At 56.2% G+C, this 16,040-nt stretch carries 17 protein-coding genes; 11 read left to right on the forward strand and 6 right to left on the reverse strand.

Annotated elements, in window-relative coordinates; genetic code table 11:
- Positions 1-171 precede the first annotated feature (171 nt).
- From VHE34_RS03765 to VHE34_RS03780, 4 genes are all read right to left on the reverse strand, one after another.
- Entirely contained in the window at positions 172-1,623 is a 1,452-nt protein-coding gene (locus VHE34_RS03765) for a PAS domain S-box protein (RefSeq protein WP_325584738.1), read from the reverse strand.
- On the reverse strand, positions 1,620-2,084 hold the full coding sequence (locus VHE34_RS03770) for a response regulator (RefSeq protein ID WP_325584740.1): 465 nt from the start codon (positions 2,082-2,084) through the stop codon (positions 1,620-1,622). The genes VHE34_RS03765 and VHE34_RS03770 overlap by 4 nt, the downstream gene beginning before the upstream one ends.
- Entirely contained in the window at positions 2,071-4,065 is a 1,995-nt protein-coding gene (locus VHE34_RS03775) for a PAS domain S-box protein (protein WP_325584742.1), read from the reverse strand. The genes VHE34_RS03770 and VHE34_RS03775 overlap by 14 nt, the downstream gene beginning before the upstream one ends.
- 272 nt (positions 4,066-4,337) lie before the next feature.
- On the reverse strand, positions 4,338-4,556 hold the full coding sequence (locus VHE34_RS03780) for a hypothetical protein (RefSeq protein WP_325584744.1): 219 nt from the start codon (positions 4,554-4,556) through the stop codon (positions 4,338-4,340).
- 116 nt (positions 4,557-4,672) lie between these two features.
- Here VHE34_RS03780 and VHE34_RS03785 point away from each other — a divergent pair, with 116 nt between their 5' ends.
- Complete coding sequence (locus VHE34_RS03785) at positions 4,673-5,023, forward strand: hypothetical protein (protein ID WP_325584746.1); 351 nt, start codon at positions 4,673-4,675, stop codon at positions 5,021-5,023.
- A gap of 33 nt (positions 5,024-5,056) precedes the next feature.
- On the opposite strand, the gene VHE34_RS03790 is transcribed toward VHE34_RS03785, so the two are convergent.
- Entirely contained in the window at positions 5,057-5,764 is a 708-nt protein-coding gene (locus VHE34_RS03790; protein WP_325584748.1) for a Crp/Fnr family transcriptional regulator, read from the reverse strand.
- Between the two features lie 97 nt (positions 5,765-5,861).
- Here VHE34_RS03790 and VHE34_RS03795 point away from each other — a divergent pair, with 97 nt between their 5' ends.
- Together VHE34_RS03795 and VHE34_RS03800 are read left to right on the forward strand one after the other, a co-directional pair.
- Positions 5,862-6,473 carry a class I SAM-dependent methyltransferase gene (locus VHE34_RS03795; RefSeq protein WP_325584750.1) on the forward strand — a complete coding sequence of 204 codons (612 nt, stop codon included), beginning with the start codon at positions 5,862-5,864 and terminating at the stop codon, positions 6,471-6,473.
- Between the two features lie 134 nt (positions 6,474-6,607).
- Positions 6,608-6,958, forward strand: coding sequence for a DUF983 domain-containing protein (locus tag VHE34_RS03800; protein ID WP_325584753.1), 351 nt, complete (start codon positions 6,608-6,610; stop codon positions 6,956-6,958).
- A 15-nt stretch (positions 6,959-6,973) separates the two neighbouring features.
- Here the strand turns inward: VHE34_RS03800 and VHE34_RS03805 are convergent, their stop codons facing one another.
- Positions 6,974-8,692, reverse strand: a complete 1,719-nt coding sequence (locus VHE34_RS03805) for a SulP family inorganic anion transporter (RefSeq protein ID WP_325584755.1) — start codon at positions 8,690-8,692, stop codon at positions 6,974-6,976.
- Between the two features lie 187 nt (positions 8,693-8,879).
- Here VHE34_RS03805 and nirK point away from each other — a divergent pair, with 187 nt between their 5' ends.
- From nirK to VHE34_RS03845, 8 genes are all read left to right on the forward strand, one after another.
- Positions 8,880-10,358, forward strand: coding sequence for a copper-containing nitrite reductase (nirK, locus tag VHE34_RS03810; protein ID WP_325584757.1), 1,479 nt, complete (start codon positions 8,880-8,882; stop codon positions 10,356-10,358).
- A gap of 10 nt (positions 10,359-10,368) precedes the next feature.
- The gene (locus VHE34_RS03815) at positions 10,369-11,196 is read left to right on the forward strand and encodes a formylglycine-generating enzyme family protein (RefSeq protein ID WP_325584759.1); all 828 of its coding nucleotides are present in this window, start codon (positions 10,369-10,371) and stop codon (positions 11,194-11,196) included.
- Positions 11,197-11,215: 19 nt separating this feature from the next.
- Entirely contained in the window at positions 11,216-11,842 is a 627-nt protein-coding gene (locus tag VHE34_RS03820) for an SCO family protein (RefSeq protein ID WP_325584761.1), read from the forward strand.
- A gap of 64 nt (positions 11,843-11,906) precedes the next feature.
- Positions 11,907-12,599 (forward strand): Crp/Fnr family transcriptional regulator, encoded by a 693-nt coding sequence (locus VHE34_RS03825; protein WP_325584763.1) that lies wholly within the window; start codon positions 11,907-11,909, stop codon positions 12,597-12,599.
- Between the two features lie 24 nt (positions 12,600-12,623).
- A complete protein-coding gene (gene ric / locus VHE34_RS03830) occupies positions 12,624-13,565 on the forward strand; it encodes an iron-sulfur cluster repair di-iron protein (protein WP_325584765.1) in 942 nt (313 codons plus the stop codon).
- Positions 13,547-14,434: a DUF2249 domain-containing protein gene (locus tag VHE34_RS03835; RefSeq protein WP_325584770.1), complete on the forward strand. Its 888-nt coding sequence runs from the start codon at positions 13,547-13,549 to the stop codon at positions 14,432-14,434. The genes ric and VHE34_RS03835 overlap by 19 nt, the downstream gene beginning before the upstream one ends.
- Positions 14,431-15,723: a cytochrome C oxidase subunit I gene (locus VHE34_RS03840; protein ID WP_325584772.1), complete on the forward strand. Its 1,293-nt coding sequence runs from the start codon at positions 14,431-14,433 to the stop codon at positions 15,721-15,723. Before VHE34_RS03835 ends, VHE34_RS03840 begins: the two co-directional genes overlap by 4 nt.
- Positions 15,704-16,027: a metal-sulfur cluster assembly factor gene (locus tag VHE34_RS03845; RefSeq protein WP_325584774.1), complete on the forward strand. Its 324-nt coding sequence runs from the start codon at positions 15,704-15,706 to the stop codon at positions 16,025-16,027. Before VHE34_RS03840 ends, VHE34_RS03845 begins: the two co-directional genes overlap by 20 nt.
- The last annotated feature ends 13 nt before the right edge of the window (positions 16,028-16,040 follow it).

Consider the following 16,040-nt stretch of genomic DNA (forward strand, 5'->3'; position numbering starts at 1 on the left):
AATGATTTTATGACACAAAGCTCCGCCGGGAAAACTCCCCCAACTTGCAAAAAACAGGCGCAGACTTATACTTTTCCCGGGTCCGCAATGATGCCGGGACCGAGGAACAGCAGCGAAAAAATGCCGGCGCGCGCGGACGCCGGGCCGTACCGGGTAACGGCCGAATAGCAGTCAAGGCAGCCGCGCCGGAACCGAGACGTTCAGCATCGTCCCCTTCCCAGGCTCGCTTTTCAATTCAAATTCCCCGCCCATCAGCAACACCCGCTCCCTTATCCCAAGCAAACCAAAACTCTTCCGTTTCCCATTGTTCCTGGCGTCAAAACCGATCCCGTCGTCACTCACGGCAAGACGGATCCGGCCATCTGCCAGGGTCAGACTGGCCTGCACCGCCCGGGCCTGGGCATGGCGAACCACATTTGTCAGCGCTTCCTGGTAGATCCGGAAAATATCGGTGACGATTTCCGGCGGGACCTGGATCTCCTCCGGCTCGCAGATAAAACCTATCCGCACACCGGATCTTTTTTCCACCTCCTGGCTGTGCCAGATCAATGCGGCGGTTAGCCCGAGATCGTCGATGATGCTCGGCCGGAGATCAGCGGCGATCCCTCTCACCGACTGGATGCCCTTTTCTATAAGCCCGAAGATATCGTTGAATTTCTGAAGTATTATTTCGCCATCGGGCGCCAGCTGCTTCTTGAGCGCATGCACATCCATCTTTAGGGCGGTAAGCAACTGGCCAAGATCGTCGTGTACATCCCTTGCGATCTGCGTCCGCTCTTCTTCACGGACATGTTGCAGATGCGAGGACAACTCGCGCAATTCCCGGTTGATCTCCCTGATCTCGTTCTCGGCTTTCCGCCGCTCGCTGATATCTATCAGCATGCCCTCGATCCATTGGGAGCCCGTCTCGGGGGTTTCCACCAGCGCCAGATTCCCCAGTACGGTGACGCCGCTCCCATCCTTTCTTCGCAGCATGAATTCATGATTGGAGAGAAACTTTTCATACTGGACCCGGGCCATGAATTGCCTCCGATCCTCCTCGGAACAAAACAAGTTACGGGGATCCACGGCGCGTAATTCCGCAGAGTGCGCATAGCCAAGCATCCGGCTAAAGGCATTGTTGCAATCGCTGATCCTGCCATCGGGACCGGATTGGTAGATCCCGGCGGGATTGCGTTGGAACAGCGTCCGGTACCGGATTTCACTTTGGATCAGGGCCGCCTCCGCGTCGAGTTTCTCCCTCTTGTCTTTTCGCCGCTCGATGGCTTGCAGGATGGCCGTGGGAAGACGCGTGAGGTTATTCTTAAGGATATAGTCGTCGGCGCCTTTATGCGTTATTTCGACGGCAAATTCTTCCGATACGGTACCGGTCACCAGGATGAATGCGGTATCCTTGCCCGTTTTCTGGAGAAGCCCAAGGGCCTGGCTGGAACTGTACTGGGGCAGGGAATTGTCCGCAAGGATGGCGTCAAAGACCTTGGTACGGATGGTAGTTGCATATTCCTGCCCATCCGATACGATGACGGCCTCGGACTCCAGGCCCGATTTTCGCAGGAAGTTCAGGATGAGTTCGGCATCGGCGGGATCGTCTTCCAATAACAGAAGTTGTAACACCGTATTCATGATGAAGGGGATTTGTGACCAATGGGAGGCGGCAGGTTGCGGATCATCCAATAGAGTCCCAGTTCCCCCACCGCATTTGAAAAATCGGTGAAATTGACCGGTTTTACCATATAACTGTTGACCCCCAACTGATAGCTTTCGACCACGTCCCGGTCCTCCCGGGAAGAGGTCAGGACGACGACGGGGATCATCCGGGTCCGCGCATCCGTCTTAATCTTTCGGAGAACCTCAAGGCCATCCACCCTTGGTAATTTCAGATCCAGCAGGATCACCTTTGGATGGAAGGGCAGCGGGGCATCATCCGGCAAACCGGCCGGAAAGATCAGATCCAGCGCCTCGACGCCGTCACTGACATGCAGCAGTCGTCCGTCCAGCTTGTTCCTTCGCAGGCTGCGGATCGTGAGTTCGGCCTCGTGGGGATTGTCTTCTATCAGCAAAATTTCGATCTCATCGTGTTCCATGATTATTCGTGGGTTCGTTGTCGTGTCGTTGTTTTGCGGGGAGGCTGAAATAGAACTTGGCGCCCTTTCCCGGCTCCGCCGTCGCCCATGTCCTCCCGCCATGTTTTGAAATGATCCGGTGCACCAGGGCAAGCCCTACTCCCGTACCTTCATATTCGGTTGGCTTGTGCAGGCGTTGGAAAACGCCGAATAACTTGTCGGCATATTGCATATCGAAGCCCGCCCCATTGTCCTCTACCACATAGACGATGTCCGCTCCCGATACATGACTGCTGATCTGTATTTTTGGCCGTTCCTTCTTGGCCGAATATTTAAGGGCATTGGAAATGAGGTTTCCCCACACCTGTAGGATCAAACCCGGAGCGCATTCTGCCGGCAGCAGGCTTTCCACAGCGATTTCCGGCTCCCTGTCGGCATAACCGCCCAATTGTTCATCGATGGCCGATCGGACGATCTTGTTCATGTCCGCCGAAACGGTGACGACCTCCTTCCTGCCCAGCTGGGAAAGTTTTAGCAGGTCGTCGATCAACCGCCCCATTCGCTGGGCGTTGGCCATGATCGTTCCCAACTTCCGGTGACCCTCCTCGTCCAGCTCCGCGGCATGATCACTCAGGAGCATGTCGGCAAACCCATCGATGATCCGCAGAGGCGCACGAAGATCGTGTGAAACCGAATAGGTGAACGCTTCCAGTTCCCGGTTGATCGCCCCCAGCTGTTCCGTCCTATCAGCGACCTTTTGCTCGAGGCTGATATTCAGCTCCATGATATGACGCTCCGCTCGCTTCAATTCCGTGATATTGCGCACGATCTTCGAAGCGCCGAACAGGTTGCCGTCGCCGTCCCTCATCGGGGAGGCGTTGATGGACACCTCGATGGCCGTGCCGTCCTTCCTGACCCTTTCCGTTTCAAAGTGCTTCACCATCTCTCCGGCAATGATCCGGCTGATCACCACGTCCTCCTCATGCCGTCGCTCGGGCGCCATCAGCAGCGTCACTTCCCTTCCCACGATCTCTTCCGCCGCGTAGCCAAACAGGGCGCTGGCCCCATGGTTCCAGCTGGTGACCTTCTTTTGGAGGTCGACGCTGAAGATTGCTTCGTCCGAGGAATTGATGATGGAGGCCAACAACGCTTGTTGTTCCTCGGCTTTCTTCCGCTCGGTGATGTCCGACCGGATGGCTACGTATTGGAAAGGCTTTCCCTCCGCGTCCAAAAAGGGAACGATAGTGGTGTCCACCCAATAGGTGGAACCATCCTTCGCCCGGTTCTTCAGCTCCCCCTTCCAGATCCTTCCGTTGGCGATGGTAACCCATAAGTTCCGGATATAATTCTTCGAATGATACCCCGAATTGATGATCCGGTGGTCCTTCCCGATCAATTCCTCCCGCGTATATTTCGAAATATTGCAGAAATTATCGTTGACGTGCCGGATGATCCCTTTTTGATCCGTGATCGCCACGATCGAAGACTGGTCCAACGCATATTTATAGTCCGCGATCTCCGCCGTGCGCCGGGCAACGGTGTTGTCCAGCTCGGCATTCAGGAGGCTGATCTGCCGTTCGGCGTTCCTGCGTTGCTCGATCTCCAGCTCCAGTTCCCTCACGGGCCTGAGGGACATGGCTTGCGGAAGATAGCGGACAATATAGAAGACGGTCAGCCAGCTGATGATGGCGGTCGCAGCAAGCACCAGCGCGTTGAACCGGTACAAGGGAACCCAAAACGCCACGGCATCGAAGAAATGCGTGGCCCCGCAGGCCAGAATAAACGCCGCGAAGAGAAAGTAAAGCCGGATGAACCGGGCATCCTGTTTCTTTGAAATATACCGGATGATCACCACCGGTATCGCAAAATAAGCAGACCAGATAAGGAGATCGCTGATGATATACAGCCACCCATGAAACGCACTCCAGCTCCCGCAATGCCATCGCGCAGGCCAGTCGGAAGAGTCCAGCAGACCCCGAAAAAAATTGACGACCGGATTCATGGATTAGGCTTATATTTAGTTGTCTTATCGTCCCTTGACCTTAAAAATAGTAATACTTTTTCTACATCCCGCTTGATTTTTGGCCAACCGGCACAAATTTTTTCGACCCCTCGCCGGGATGTCGCCGAAGGCCTCGAATTCGTGCTCCAGTCTCATCCGCGAATCCCACCGCTTCCAGCAGGAGCTAAAGAATGATCTCGCCCGTTTGGACGGAAACTCAGATGAAGAAGACAAGCCACACAAAGGGGCTATCTATCGTGTATGGGAGAACCTCAACCCATCCGCGGCGGCTCATCCGGCGCCGGTCTCTCCGGCGAAGTCGGGTCCGGAAAAGGCCCCGGTGAAGGCCGGTCCGGCTCTATCGGCGGCTCAGGCTCCCGCACCGGCCCGGGAACAACCGGCTCTTCCGCCGGCTCCTCCGGCCGCACCTCCGGAACCCCGCCCGGCAGGGGAATTTCAGCCGGAACATCGTCTCTCTTTCTCTTACTCATACGTTTTTCGTTTAGGGCCGCAAGAAACATACCCCGGATGACCCGGTTGACGCGGATATGCCCCTGGTAGTCCCCTTTGCATCGCACACCTCCCGCAAAATAGTAGGCGACTGAATATGGAAACAACACGCAAACTCATCTCCTTCGAAAGCCTCCGGCCATACCTCGATCTCCACCCCGACCAGGTAAAGTCCTATAAATCTTCGGGTATCCCCGCCCAGGACAGCACCAACAACCAGCTCATCGATTGGATCCACGTCGTAACGGCATTCGAAGGAAAACCCATGACCATCATGGTAAAGGGCGACGACGCCGCGGCCAATCCCTCCTTCCAGGCCGTCCTCATCGCCCTCAAAAAGAACGACCAGCTGAAATTTAAATTGGTCACCAATCCCGTCGCCGCCCCGCCAGGCTCGGAATTGGCCAAACGGCAACTAATAACCGGCAACAAAAGCTCGGAAGAATAAGAGTCTACCATCGACTCGCTCGCAAAAAAAGCCCTACTTGAAATTGGCAATTCGTATCAATTGCCTCACATCCTGTACGATGATCTTCCTGCCCCTGGTAACAAGGATACCCTCGTCCTTAAAGTCAGCCAGGATACGGACAATATTCTCCCTGCGGGTGCCCACAAGGTTGGCCAGGTCTTCGCGCGATAGGTTGATCTCTACAGGAGCCTCCGAAGCGACCGCCGGTTTATATTTTTCCCGTAACACCACCAGCTGCAATGCAAACCGTTCACGTACCGGCCGCTGGGAGAACAGGGTCAGGTTGTTCACAAATACCGTGAACTCATGGCCGAGCAACTGCAGCAACCGCCCGTTGAGCACTGTAGACTGTTGCAATACAGCCAGGAATGCTTCCCTGGGAATAAAGGCGATCACACTCTTCTCCAGCGTAGCAGCGGAATCAGGGAACCGCTCGCCGGACAGCACGGCCTGATAGCCGATCAACTCACCCGAACCGGCGACATAGATGATCGGCTCCCCCCCGCCATAATCAGCCTTGTATTTCTTTACCTTACCCTCTATGATATAAAAAATACCGGTGGGGAGTCCGCCTTCCCTGAACACTATTTCGCCTTTACCGTAGGTCTGCTCGGTCTGATGGCCAAGAAGAAGGGCCTGATCCTCCTCCGGCAGATTATCGAGGATAGACCGGCTTTTGAAGTTCCATTTCTCAATTGGGAATAATCCATTGATACTCACGTCTTCAAAGGTAACATTTTTTAAAGTTGCAAAAAATCACCTGGAATAGTGACAAAACGCTGTTTTTAAGGTCTGCGCTTCGCGATATCTTCGCCGAATGCCCAGCTCCGCTGTCCCTTTTGAACCGGGAATCGACCGGTGGTTCCAATCAGATCAACAGTTGCATCACTTGTACCCCAAAGCGATCCAGACGCTTGCGGAAAGACACTGGTCGCCCATAGACGTTTCCAAATTGGCGCTGGAGTTTCTTGTTCCATCACCAGGCAGCAAGATACTGGACATCGGCAGCGGGGTAGGGAAGTTTGTTTTGACCGCAGCCCATTTCCGGCCCGATGCGCTTTTTTTCGGTGTCGAACAACGCCGTCATTTGGTGGCGCATGCGGAGACAGCCCGCAATATCCTTGGGCTGACAAACGCGCATTTCTTTCATCGGAACTTTGCCCACCTGCATTTCAAAGCCTTCGACCATTTTTACTTTTATAACTCGTTTTATGAGAACCTGCTGGATACCGGCAGGATCGATGAGAGCATCGCATGTTCTCCCAATTTATACAGCCACTACCATCGTATCCTCCGCAGGAAGCTGAATGAAATGCCGGTGGGAACAAGGGTGGCTACTTTCCATTGCCTCGAAGGAGTAATGCCACGGGGCTACCAACTGATAGAGGAGCACATCGGCTCCTTGCTCCGGTTTTGGATGAAAATATAAAGTAATAACGCATGACCGCAGAAAAGAAGGATCGTAACCCGGGTTATATAGAAAGCCTCTTGAGACACAAATGTCCCAGATGCCGGAGAGGCGATATGTTTCAGGTCCGCAACTCATACCGTCTGCGGGCCTTCATGAAGATGAACGAACGTTGCCCGGCCTGCGGACAACGAATGGAAATAGAGGTCGGCTTCTGGTACGGAACCAGCTATGTAAGCTACGCCCTCACGGTTGCCCTGTCGGTGGCCACCTGTATCGCCTGGTGGGTGCTGATCGGCTTCTCCCTCAGCGACACCCGCTTCTTTTGGTGGATGGGGATCAACATGATCGTCCTGTTGCTCGCCCAGCCCTACCTGATGCGGCTGTCCAGGGCCATCTGGCTATCCTTCTTCGTAAAATACAATCCAAACTGGCGCAACGAGAAGCCGGAAGAGCCCGAACGCCTCGGAAGCAAGGCGCCCGGCACGCCCGAACCCGAAAAATAAGGTAGAAGAAAAAGCTTACAACAACTCCCTTCCCCGCTTCATCGCCTCCTCGAAGCTCTCCGTCACATTGGCCTTCCCGATCGCAAACAACAACCGCGCGTCCTTCAATGCCTTCACCACTCCCGGGTTCGTCACCTCCGAAAGGATCAGCTTCGTTCCCCCGTGCCGGAACTCCTTATGTATCTCCTTCAACGCCCGTATCCCGCTGGCATCGATAATAGGAACATGCCGCATCCGCAGGATCAACACCTTCGGCGCCCGCTCCACCTGCTTCATCGCATCCTTGAATTTATACACCGCGCCAAAGAACAACGGTCCCCGGATCTCGAAGACCTCCACCGATCGCGGCAAACCGGCTCCGGCCCCAACACCCGCTTCTCCACCCTCCCCTGAAGCACGCCCCGCACCGCCCTCCGCCGTACCGCCGGCAACCGTCGTACCCTCCGCCGGGCGATCTTCCTCGTCATCAACCCCAACCCAGGGGCCCACCGCGCTGCTCTTCACCATCTGCCGCAGAAAAAGAAACGCCGCCAGCACAAGCCCGATCTCGATGGCCACCGTAAGATCCACCAACACCGTCAACAGAAAGGTCGTCAGCAACACCGCCCGGTCACTCCATGACCCCTTGACTATCGCCAGGAAATTCTCCCACTCACTCATATTGTACGCCACCACCACCAGGATACCCGCCAGCGTCGCCATCGGGATCAACGCCGCCCATCGCCCCACAAACAGCATGATCAGCAGCAGCACGATCGCATGCGTAAGACCCGCCACCGGCGTGCGTCCCCCATTGCGGATATTGGTCGCCGTTCGGGCGATCGCCCCCGTCGCCGGGATACAGCCAAACACAGATGACCCGATATTAGCAAGCCCCTGCGCGATCAACTCCGTGTTCGACCGGTGACTGCCCCCGATCATCCCATCCGCCACCACCGCCGAAAGCAACGATTCTATTCCACCCAGCAACGCGATCGTAAAAGCCGGCTGCACCATCTTACGGATAGTCGCAAGATCCAACGAAGGAATAGCCGGCGTGGGAAACGAAGAAGATATCCGTCCAAAGCGGCTGCCGATCGTCTCCACCGGCAAGTGAAACAGCGACACCACCGCCGTCGTAAGCAGGATCGCAATCAGCGACCCCGGCACCCGGTGCGTAACCTTCGACCAGCCCAGCGTGATCGCCACGGTCGCGACCGCGATCCCAAAGGCGGAAAGGTTCAAAGAAGAAAAATGCTGCCCGAACACCCGCCACTTGTCCAAAAAGTCAGCAGGCACCGTCGCCAAATGCAGCCCAAGAAGATCCTTCACCTGCGAAGAGAAGATGACCAGCGCGATCCCGCTGGTAAATCCCACGATCAGCGGATGCGGGATATATTGGATGACCGTACCCAGCCGTGCAAGCCCCATCAAAATAAGCATCACCCCCGCAATGAACGTTGCGATGATCAACCCCGTCACGCCATATTGCTGCACGATCCCATAAACGATGACGATAAAAGCCCCCGTCGGCCCGCCGATCTGCACCCGGCTTCCGCCAAGCCCCGAAATGATCAGCCCCGCGATCACCGCCGTAAAAAGACCCTTCTCCGGCGAAACCCCCGAAGCGATCCCAAAGGCGATCGCCAGCGGCAACGCCACGATGCCCACGATTACACCCGCCAGCAGGTCCCGCATCAGCTGCGCACCGGAATAGTTCTTTAATGTGTCTAATATCTTAGGTCTGAATAACATCGGAAGCAAAACTATCGATATCCTCTTCGACGGGATACCCCCTTTTATCACTTTTTCCGATGATTTTCATCAGCTCACCTCAAAACATGATAAAAATCAGGTTTTTGCCGGACCGGGATCATTTCCCGGCCATCCGCCCCATTCTACTTTTGATTCATAATTCATTCGCTCCCTCCAACTCAAAGACATGAAAAAGATATTCAACGATCCGAACCCCCCGAAAGCCCTTTTGATCGTGGCTCTGGCAGGCTTTTCCTGCTGGACGATATTCGCCCTCACAGGGTGCAACCAGGCAGGCGCTACCGCCGCCAAAGCGTTTAACGACACCGCCGCCGCCAACGGCTACTACACGGCCGAGCTCACGCGTGCACCCCTGGTCCCCGCCGCCCGCGATTACGATGAACCGAAAAAGGTCATCGTCAACCTCGAAGTGGTGGAGAAAGTAATGAAGCTGGCCGATGGGGTCGATTATACCTATTGGACCTTCGGCGGTTCCGTCCCCGGCCCCTTCATCCGGGTCCGCCAGGGCGATGAGGTGGAACTCCACCTCAGCAATGACCCCAACAATAAGATGCCCCATAACATCGACCTCCACGCGGTCAACGGTCCCGGCGGCGGCGCCGAAGCAACGCTCACCGTTCCCGGACACACTTCCGTCTTCAGCTTCCGCCCCCTGAATTCCGGTCTCTATGTCTACCACTGCGCCACCGCCCCCGTCGGAATGCACATCGCCAACGGCATGTACGGCCTGATCCTGGTGACGCCCCACGAAGGACTCCCCAAAGTCGATAAGGAATTTTATCTCATGCAGGGCGAATTCTATACAAAAGGAAAGAACGGCGAACCCGGCCTGCAACCCTTCGATATGGACAAGGCCATAAAAGAACAGCCCGAATACGTGGTCTTCAACGGCAGCGTCGGCGCCGCCTCCGGCGCCAACGCCCTCCGGGCCAAAGTAGGCGACCGCGTCAGGATCTATGTCGGCAACGGCGGCCCCAACCTCGTGTCTTCCTTTCACGTCATCGGCCAGATCTTCGATAAAGTGTATGAAGAAGGCGGAACCCAGGTGCATCAGAATATCGGCACGACACTGATACCCTCCGGCGGCGCAGCGATCGTCGAATTCCTTTGCCGTGAACCCGGTACCTATTCCATCGTCGACCATTCCATCTTCCGTGCCTTCAACCAGGGCGCCATCGCCCAGCTCGTCGTCACCGGTAAAGCCGACAAGATCGTGTACTCCGGCAAGATCAAAGATGAACTATTCCAGCCCGGCGCATCCGACGCCGTCGCGAGCGACGAACCCACCGAAGCTCCAACCCCCGAACTGCCGCTCGCCGACCGCTATAAGAAAGGCCAACTGCTCTTCGAGACCAATTGTTCCTCCTGTCACCAACCCACCGGCCTGGGGCTCCCCGGCGCCATTCCTCCCCTGGCAAAATCCGACTTCCTGATGGGCCGCGGAGACAAAGGCATCGGCATCCTCCTCCACGGGATCAACAACGAACCGATAACCGTCAACGGAAAGAAATTCCAGGGGGTCATGCCCCAGCTTCCCCTCGGCGACGACCAGGTCGCCAATATCCTCAGCTACGTTCGCAACAGCTGGGGTAACAAAAGTCCGGTCATACAGGAAAAAGAAGTAAAGAAATTCCGCAACCAATAAAACCACCGCCATGAAAGCCATTGTCGCACTTCTCTTGCTGCCGGGCCTGTTCCTGGTGGAACGACCATGCCTCCACGCAGAGACAAACCCCGGCGGTTCAAACCGTCATCCACACGCAGAAACCACGAAGATGCAGCGGATCCCCAAAGGGAGTTTCAAACCCTTTCTCCGGCTCGCCGGTGAGAACCGGGCAATAGAAGTCGCGACGTTCTATATCGATGTCCATGCAGTCACCAACGCCGGGTTCCTCCGCTTCGTCCGTGCGAACCCCTCCTGGGCGAGATCGAAGATAGCCCGGGTCTTCGCAGACAGCGGTTACCTGAAACAGTGGCTCGCCGACTTCGAAATCGGAGATCCCCGGATCACCAACAGCCCCGTGACCAACATCTCCTGGTTTGCCGCAAACGCCTATTGCAAATGGCTGGGCAAACGACTGCCTACCCTCGCAGAATGGGAATACGCGGCGTCCGCCCGCCCATCGAACATCAGCAAACGCCAGGATCTCACAAGGATCATCCTTGAATGGTACGATCACCCGGCCCCGGTACTCCTGCCGCCCGTGCAGTCCACCTATGTCAACAACTTCGGCCTCTACGATATGCACGGCCTCGTCTGGGAATGGGTCGAAGACTTCAACAGCGTGATGCTCCAGGCCGGCGCGGAAAATAAAGATCCCGCGGTCAACGCCCTGTTCTGCGGCGCCGGCGGCCAGGCCGCAGCCAACAAAGAAGACTACGCCGCCTACATGCGATATGCTTTCCGCGAAAGTCTCCGCGCTACCTATACCGTCGGCAGCCTGGGTTTCCGCTGTGCAAAAGATGCCCCTAATAACAAATAAGAACTTAAAAATCAACGATATGATCACTCTTCGACGCTCATCGCTGCTGCTCCTGGTTGTTACGGCAACAGTCCTGTCCTGTCACCGAAGGTCCGTTTCCGCCCCCATCTCCTGCTGCAGCAGGGACAACGAGTCCGCTGCCCCACTGCTCCCCGGTACTTCCATTTACCAACTCCCCGGAATCTGGTCCGATCAGCATGATCACCGCCTCTCGCTCAACCAGCTCAAAGGCAAGGTCCGGGTTGTGGCCATGATCTTTACTCATTGCGGCTATGCCTGCCCCCGGCTGGTGCAGGACATAAAGCAGATAGAAGTTTCACTCCCGGCCGGGTCAAAGGATAGGGTAGGGTATGTCCTGGTCTCCTTTGACTCGCAAAAGGACATCCCCTCCCAACTCAGCCGCTTCGCCTCCCAACAGGGCCTCGGCAACCACTGGGAACTGCTCCATGGCGACGCCGGCCAGGTAAGAGAACTTTCCATGCTGCTCAACATACGCTACCAGCAGCTCGGCGAAAGCAATTTCAGTCACACCAATGGCATCTTCATCCTCGACGCCACCGGCGCGATCGCCCGGTCCATCGACGGTCTTGACCCACAAACCTCAGTCGCTGTAAACACGATCAACCAACTCCTCGCCAAACCGTGACAAATACCGGTAGAAGACAATCGCCAAACAATCACAAATGCCAATAAGAGACAAACGACAAACAATGACAATAAAGGAACCCGATACGGAAAGCCAGGACGCCTGCGACCTCAACCGCTGTTTCCTCTGTCGCCATTGCCTCCCGGAGTGGCAGGATGCGATCAACGGCGCAAGAAAGATGCTCGCATTCAAAAAAGGCCAGACGATCTTCCGCGAAGGCGACGAAGTTCGGGGCATCTATTTCATCAACGACGGAGCGGTTAAGGTTCACCAGTCCTGGGGCGACGGCAAGGAGTTCATCCTGCGTTTTGCAACAGCCGGAGCCATCCTCGGCCACCGGGGCTACTCCGCCGGAACGGCCTTTCCCATTTCCGCAACGGCCCTGGAAAATACCCGGGTCTGCTTTATCACCACCGAATTCCTCGAAGCCACCTTCAGCGCAAATCCCCCCTTTGTCTATACGATGATGCGCCTCTACGCCTCGGAATTACAGCAGGCGGAGAGAAGGATCCGCGACCTCGCAGTTCAACCGGTCAAAACCCGTGTGGCGGACGCCCTCTTCACCATCCGTGACATTTTCGGCACGGGTGATGCCGGCTTCATACGACTGCCCATCACCCGCCTGGACATCGCCTCCTATGCGGGAACGACCTATGAAGCCGTCTTCCGGCTCATGTCCGAATGGCGGGACAAGGGATGGATTGCCACCGCAGGAAAGAAATTCCGGATCAACGACGAAACAAAACTCAGATCATAATTTAAAACTTAAATCGTAATACATATGCTCCGACAAAACACGCTCGACGTGACAATCCTCGAACCACGCCAGAAGCACCCGACCATCTTCGCCCGCTTCGACCAGCTTACCGAAGGAGAAGACCTGACGATTGTTAACGACCACGACCCCAAACCTCTCTACTATCAACTGCTGGGTGAAAGGGGCGATATCTTCACCTGGGAATATCTCGAACAGGGTCCTGAATGGTGGCGCGTACGCATCGCCAAAAAAAGCACAGGCAGCGAAACCCTCGGCCAGATCGCTGCCAAAGATCTCCGAAAAGCAAAGATCTTCAAGAAATATGGTCTCGATTTCTGCTGCGGTGGAAAAAAGACGGTCCGGCAGGCCTGCGAAGAAAAAGGCCTCGACACCACCCGGATCGAACGCGAACTCCAACAAGTGGACCAGGTCCGCGACGCCGGCGCCATCCCTTACGACCAGTGGGACCCGGCCTTCCTCGCCGACTACATCGTCAACACCCATCACGCCTATGTCAAAAAAAATCTCCCCGATATCCTGACCTATGCGCAAAAAGTATTGCGCGTACATGGCAGCCGCCATCCCGAACTCCTCGCTCTATGTCAGGGAGTCGAACAGGTAGCGGTGGAACTGACCGATCATCTCGAAAAAGAAGAAAACTTCCTCTTCCCGTATATCAAGACACTGTCCGCGGCCGCAAAGGGAAACACCCCCAGGGTAGAGCCCCCCGCCGGCGCCCTGGCCAATCCCATACACCGCATGGAGATCGAACACGAATCCGTCGGCAACTACCTCGCAGCCATCCGGACGCTGACAAAGGATTATACCCTGCCGGAAGACGCCTGTGCCACCTACACCCTCCTGTACGGGATGCTCGACGAGTTCGAGAATGATCTTCACCTCCACGTACACCTGGAAAACAATATCCTCTTCCCAAAAGCCCTTGAATGGGAACAACAGCTATGACCATCGACGCCAATACAAAGATTTCTGCCATCCTGCGTGAATCACCCGCCGCGCTCGAGACCATCATCGCCCTCTCGCCCCGGTTCGCCCGGCTGCGTAACCCCGTGCTGCGGAAATTGATGGCCGCCAGGACCACCGTCGCCATGGCCAGCCGCATCGGGGGATGCACCGTGCAGGCCTTTCTCCAGCCGCTCGCAAAACTGGGTTTCACCCTCGGTGAATCAACAGAGCTACTGCCGGGAAGAACCGGCGTAAAGGAAACGGCGGGAAGGGTAGGGGAGGAAGCCCCCGAATTCCATTCGGTGATCGAGCTCGACGTCCGCCCTATCCTCTCAGCCGGCAGCGACCCACTGACCGACATCCTGAAAGCCGTCCAAACGCTGGGGAACGACAGCGCCCTAAAGATCATCAACAGTTTCGAACCGCAACCCCTGATAGCACTCCTCGAAAAAAAAGGATTTGGCAGCTGGACGGACCGCCTCGGTGATCACCTGGTGCACACCTGGTTCTACAAAAAGGAAAAGACAACCCCGGATATCCCTGCCAGCCACACCCGGAGCGCCAACCCACAAGCCAGGAGTGCCGGAGCCTCTCAAACCGGGGAAACCGCCGCCTGGCAGGCAATATCCGATCGTTACGCCGGCAAACAGCAGACTCTCGATGTCCGCGACCTGCCAATGCCCCTGCCCATGCTGACCATCCTCGAATCCCTGGATCGTTTGCCGCCCACCCGCGCATTACTCGTCGATCACAAACGCATCCCGGTCTTCCTGCTCCCTGAGCTCGCGGAAAAAGGCTTTGACTATCGTATCCGCGAAGTAGCCGAAGGCCACGTTCAATTGCTGATCTTCAAAAAGGACGCGAAATGACGGCGGACACAAAGACAAAAAAAAGCAACACTACCTATAAGGTAGTGTTGCCCTTCTACCTCTACGCCGGCCTCGCCTTCGCAACGGCCACCACCCTGTTGTTCACCTCCTCCGATGCCCTCCGGTCCCATTTCTTCCAACCGAAACTCCTGGCCATCACCCACACGATGGCGCTCGGTTGGGGCACCATGATCATTCTCGGCGCCAGCTACCAGCTACTACCGGTCCTGACTCAACGCAGACTGTATAGCGTGAAACTGGCAGGCCTCTCTTTCGTCCTGGCCGCCCTCGCCATCCCCCTGCTGGTATATGCCTTTTATACCTTCGACCTCGGCTGGCCGGCCATAACAGGCGGCAGCGGGGTCGTCCTCGCAGTTAGCTGCTACCTCATCAACGTCTTTGGGACCGTGGGAAAAAAAGAGAACATACACGCTGTTTTCTGCGCGACCGCGGCCGGCTGGCTGCTGCTGACGACCCTGACCGGCCTGGCGCTGATCATCGATTTTACCTCTCCCTTTTTGCCAAAGGGAGCGCTGGCCTATCTTCCCCTGCATGCCCATATCGGCATCGCCGGCTGGTTCCTCGGCCTGATCGTTGGCGTAGCGTCCCGGCTGATCCCTATGTTCCTCATCTCGAAATACACAAACGAACGCCTCCTCCAGACCATCTTTTGGCTGCTCAACGGCGGCCTGCTGTTGTTCCTGCTGCTGTTCTTCGGCGAAGCGGAGCTGGCTTATTATGCCTTCCCCATCGCCTGCCTCGCCGTTGCGCTGGCCCTCTTCGGGTACTACTGTTACCGCTGCTATCACCTCCGGCTTCGCCGTCGTACCGATGCCCCTGTCCGTATCTCCCTCGCATCCGTGGTGATGATGTTGGCTCCATTGTTCCTGCTGGCCGCCATCATCACCGGCTCCCTCGCCGGCTCCCCCGACAGCCGCCTGGTGCTGGTGTACGGTTTCTTCATCTTCTTTGGTTGGATCACGGCGATCATCCTCGGCATGACCTTCAAAACATTGCCCTTTATTGTATGGAACAAGACTTATCATCGCCGCGCCGCCGCTGCTCAACCACCCAATCCAAAGGACCTGGGGAGTGACCAACTGTTTTCCGTCATGATCCTTTCCTGGCTGGCCGGCCTGCTCATCGTCCTCGCAGGCATCGGCTGCCGCAGCCATCTCCTGCTCCGATCAGGGTCCGCATTCCTGATCGCGACAGCCTTCTTTTACAATCTCAACATTTGGAAGATCATTGCACACAAACCATCTGACCATGAACGTCACCACCAATAACGACCTCCAATGCACCATCGCCCTCGCAGCCCTGGAGAACGTGATCGACCCCGAGATCGGCCTGAATGTGGTCGATCTGGGACTCATCTACCGGATCGACTTCGACGCGCCAGGCCCGGGAATTTCCGTTCTCATGACCCTCACCACTCCCTTCTGCCCCATGGGTGACGCGATAACCTCGGCTGTGGAACAGGTCTTGCAGGAAACCTTCGCCGCCGCCAGGATCACCGTCAAACTCAGCTTCGACCAACCCTGGTCCCACGACCGTATTTCCGACAACGGAAAAAAATTTCTGAATTCGTAACTTTAAGTAATAA

Source organism: Puia sp., from assembly GCF_035546395.1.
Lineage (GTDB): Bacteria > Bacteroidota > Bacteroidia > Chitinophagales > Chitinophagaceae > Puia.